This is a genomic window from Mesorhizobium sp. M0663, from assembly GCF_040320585.1.
In the GTDB taxonomy this organism is placed as follows: Bacteria; Pseudomonadota; Alphaproteobacteria; order Rhizobiales; family Rhizobiaceae; genus Mesorhizobium.
This window is the reverse complement of the sequence record NZ_JAMYPX010000119.1, coordinates 1-561: the sequence shown is the minus strand read 5'-3', so window position 1 is coordinate 561 and position 561 is coordinate 1. Positions and strand designations below refer to the sequence as shown.

Sequence of the window (561 nt, the reverse complement as noted above, 5' to 3'; positions counted from 1 at the left end):
CTGCACCGCCAGGAGCGAATGGCCGCCCAGTTCGAAGAAGTTGTCGTGGCGTCCGACCCGCTCGACACCGAGAAGCTCCGCCCATATCTCGGCCAGCGCCGTCTCGACCGCGCCCTGCGGCGCCTCATAGGCCGTCCGCGCATAGGCGCCGTCGGCCGGCGCCGGCAGTGCCTTGCGGTCGAGCTTGCCGTTCGGCGTCAGCGGCAGCGCCGCGAGCCGCACGAACGCAGCCGGCACCATGTAGTCCGGCAGCCGCCCGCTCACATGCGCGCGCAAGGCGCCGGCAAGCCCGCCGCCATCGTCCTCGTCCGATCCTGCCTCGGGTCCACACACGACATAGGCGACAAGGTGCTTGTCGCCGGCCAGGTCCTGGCGCGCCACCACCACCGCCTCGCGCACCCAGGCGTGCTCGCAAAGCCGCGCCGCGATCTCGCCCGGCTCGATGCGGAAGCCGCGGATCTTCACCTGGTCGTCGTTGCGGCCCAGAAACTCCAGATTGCCGTCCGGCAGATAACGCGCCAGATCGCCGGTCTTATACAGCCGATCGCCTTCCACAAAGGG

At 70.1% G+C, this 561-nt stretch carries 1 protein-coding gene; it reads right to left on the bottom strand.

All coding sequences use genetic code 11. From position 1 onward, the window contains the following. Positions 1 to 561: AMP-binding enzyme (locus tag NKI54_RS36400; protein ID WP_352694686.1), on the bottom strand; the 561-nt coding region annotated here is incomplete at both ends.